5 protein-coding genes are annotated in these 3286 nt (G+C 45.7%); 1 reads left to right on the top strand and 4 read right to left on the bottom strand.

The window, feature by feature from the left end; all coding sequences use genetic code 11:
- The coding region (locus B9T16_RS27215; RefSeq protein ID WP_410246238.1) for an HNH endonuclease at positions 1–186 on the top strand (186 nt) is incomplete at its 5' end.
- Positions 187–600: 414 nt separating this feature from the next.
- Here B9T16_RS27215 and nuoK read toward each other — a convergent pair.
- From nuoK to nuoH, 4 genes are all read right to left on the bottom strand, one after another.
- Positions 601–906: an NADH-quinone oxidoreductase subunit NuoK gene (gene nuoK / locus B9T16_RS27210; RefSeq protein WP_172973422.1), complete on the bottom strand. Its 306-nt coding sequence runs from the start codon at positions 904–906 to the stop codon at positions 601–603.
- Positions 907–1028: 122 nt separating this feature from the next.
- Complete coding sequence (locus B9T16_RS27205; RefSeq protein ID WP_317269978.1) at positions 1029–1649, bottom strand: NADH-quinone oxidoreductase subunit J; 621 nt, start codon at positions 1647–1649, stop codon at positions 1029–1031.
- 66 nt (positions 1650–1715) lie between these two features.
- On the bottom strand, positions 1716–2339 hold the full coding sequence (gene ndhI, locus B9T16_RS27200) for an NAD(P)H-quinone oxidoreductase subunit I (RefSeq protein WP_006617607.1): 624 nt from the start codon (positions 2337–2339) through the stop codon (positions 1716–1718).
- A gap of 61 nt (positions 2340–2400) precedes the next feature.
- Positions 2401–3286: NADH-quinone oxidoreductase subunit NuoH (nuoH, locus tag B9T16_RS27195; protein WP_410246237.1), on the bottom strand; the 886-nt coding region annotated here is incomplete at its 5' end.

Below are 3286 nucleotides of genomic sequence, written 5' to 3'. Positions count from 1 at the left end.
AAAAAACCAAAAGGTAGATGTACCTGCTGCGGGCAATCCTTTACCYCATCAGATTTAATTGAAGTAGACCACATTGTACCTAGAAGCCAAGGCGGAAAGGATGAATACAATAATCTTCAATTATTACATCGCCACTGTCACGATGATAAAACAGCTCTTGATGAAGAGATGATGCTGTACTCTTAACAAGGAGGCAGTCAAACTAGGAGCCGTGTGCTGGGAAACTCGCAAGCACGGTTTTGAATGGGAGGGGTAGACCGTGAGGTCTATCTCGACCCCTAATTTAAACCGAAACCCACTGGCTATCAAAGCCAGGGTTTTCTGAGTTCAACAACTCCCCTTTCCTGAACATGGTTTACCATCTTCAGTCAAGGGCGAACCTGTTGACCCCAATTGGCAATTGTGCTAGACCCCAGGAACAGGCTAATAGCCACCAAGGCATCCCACCACAGCCACATTGTAGCACAGTCAAAATAAAATCTTGCTTACGTTAAGCCTACAAGCAATAGATAGTCGGGGCTATAGTTTCAGAGTCCACCACCAAAAAAGCCTAATTTCCTTAGAAACCAGGCTTTAAGTTATTAGTTTTAGTTAGGAAGGCTACCACTTTAACAAGTTAAACTCTTCCATATCGACCGTATCACGGTTGCGATAAATTGTCAAGACGATCGCCAAACCGACCGCCGCCTCAGCCGCCGCCACAGTAATCACAAACACCGTAAAAACTTGACCCTTAATACTCCCAGAGTCCAAGTAATTAGAAAACCCCATCAAATTGAGGTTAACAGCATTAAGCAGTAACTCAATAGACATGAGAACTCGGACCGCATTACGGCTAGTAATCAATCCATAGATACCTATACAAAACAAAGCCGCCGCGACCAATAGAAAATATTGAAGTTGCAATTCCATAAACAATTTTTAAGATTTTCAAGTGTCTGTCTAATCAAACCCGGTTCACCACAGCGAAGGCTTAACCAAAGGGTTAAATAGCCTCGCCGTAGATTAACCGATCGCTACTCTAGCCATTATTCGGGGGACTCATCAGAGCTACCAGAAACCGAGATCAGTTCCCGAGGGCGCTCCGTGAGCATCAAAAGAGATGTAGTTGTAGTTGGCGTGTTAGAAGCATCGGGGATAAAATCCCGACGAGCCAGAACAATAGCTCCCACCATAGCCATTAGCAAGAACACAGAAGCTAACTCAAAGGGTAGCAAAAAGTCAGTAAAGAAATGTTCACCAATAGCGATCGCCGAACTTTCAATGCTCACCACTGCCGCTGTAACCGACCAGGGCGTTGATAACACCATAGTAGACAACAGAGCAAATAGGCCCACACAGACCAAAGCCGTAGCAATTTGTCGTAGACCAGCATTAGGTAAAACCCGAAAATCCTGTTGTTTGTTAACCAACATGATCCCAAACAGGATCAAGACATTAACAGAACCGACATAAATCAAAACTTGAGCCGCCGCCACAAAATCCGCATTGAGCAGGAGATATAATCCAGCCATGCTCATAAACACCCCTCCCAGCAAAAATGCCGAGTAAACGATATTTTTGAGCAAAACCACACCCAAAGCGGAGCTAATCATCATGATGGTTAGCAGGCCAAACGAAACGACCTGAACCCCTTCTGCTAAATTCACGGGCATATCCTAAGAGTGATCAAAGTTTGGGTAATGGAGACATTACCCCTGCCAAAGTTATTAAAATCAGGCTTTTTCTGCCTTAGCTTGGGATTCCCCATCCCGTTGTTGTTCGATCTTATCGATAAATTCCTCTGGACGCAAACCAGATCGACGGGAATTTGGGGGAAGATCGTGCGGGTCCATAACTCCCTTGGGTAAATAGGCAAGTTCCCGCAGGGGAGTCACCATCGGATCATCGGTCACCTTATAGGGTAACCGTCCCAGTGCCACATTATCATAATTCAACTCATGGCGATCGTAGGCTGCCAGTTCGTATTCTTCCGTCATTGACAGGCAATTAGTCGGACAATATTCGACACAATTACCACAGAAGATGCAAACCCCAAAATCGATACTGTAGTGTTTGAGTTTCTTTTTCTTAGTTTCCCGGTTAAATTCCCAGTCTACCACCGGGAGGTTAATGGGGCATACCCTAACGCATACCTCGCAGGAGATGCACTTATCAAACTCAAAGTGAATGCGACCCCGGAACCGTTCCGAAGGAATCAGTTTTTCATAAGGGTATTGAACAGTAATGGGTCGGCGCTTCATGTGGTCAAAGGTGACAGATAGGCCCTGACCGATATATTTAGCGGCTTGAATGGTTTCCTTGGCGTAGTCGCCAACTTGGTTAAGAAACTTGAGCATAGTATTTTTGAAGTGTCTTAGCTTGGGTTAACTGAGTTTAGGGATTAGCCCCCTTTAATATTTATCCCCCAAAAGCTATGGGAAATGCCAGTTTTAAGGCGGCTGTCAGCAAAAGATTCACCAAAGCCACCGGAAGTAAGAATTTCCAACCCAGGTTAAGCAGTTGGTCAATACGAACCCTAGGGACGGTCCACCGGATCAGAATGGCAGTAAATACCAGCAGATAGGCTTTCAGGATAGTCATGGTAATGCCGAGACTGGCAGTTAGTACCTGTAACCAAGGGGTGGTTTCACTCACGCCCAAAAGCCCAGCGATCGCCTCTACCGGAATCGGAAAATTCCAACCCCCAAGGTACAAAACTGATACCAATAGGGCAGATAGTACCAGGTTGACATAGGAAGCCAGGTAATACAGAGCAAATTTCATCCCCGAATATTCCGTCTGATATCCAGCGATCAACTCTTCCTCAGCTTCTGGTAAATCAAAAGGTAATCTTTCGCACTCAGCCAAAGCCGCAATACAGAAAATCGCAAAACCCACAGGTTGTCGCCAGACATTCCAGCCCAGGATGCCATAGCCAGACTGCTGTTGAACAATATCAAGGGTGCTGAGGCTATTCGACATCATCACCACCGCCAAAACTGCTAGGGCGAGGGGAATTTCATAACTGATGGACTGAGCGGCGGCCCGTAGCCCTCCCAGTAGGGAGTATTTATTATTAGAAGCGTAGCCCGACATCAGTAGACCAATAGGCTGAATACTCGATAGAGCGATCCACAAAAATATTGCTGTCCCCAGATTAGCGATCGCCAAATTTTGTCCAAACGGCACAATCAGGTAAGACAAAAACACCGGAATCGACACAATAATTGGGCCGAGAGTAAATAACAGCGGATCTGCCTTAAACGGGACAATATCTTCCTTTAGCAACAGTTTAAGGCCAGCT

This window comes from Arthrospira sp. PCC 8006 (assembly GCF_046480465.1).
In the GTDB taxonomy this organism is placed as follows: domain Bacteria; phylum Cyanobacteriota; class Cyanobacteriia; order Cyanobacteriales; family Microcoleaceae; genus Limnospira; species Limnospira platensis.
Note: the sequence above shows the minus strand (reverse complement) of the source record. Positions and strands in the feature narration are given on the sequence as shown.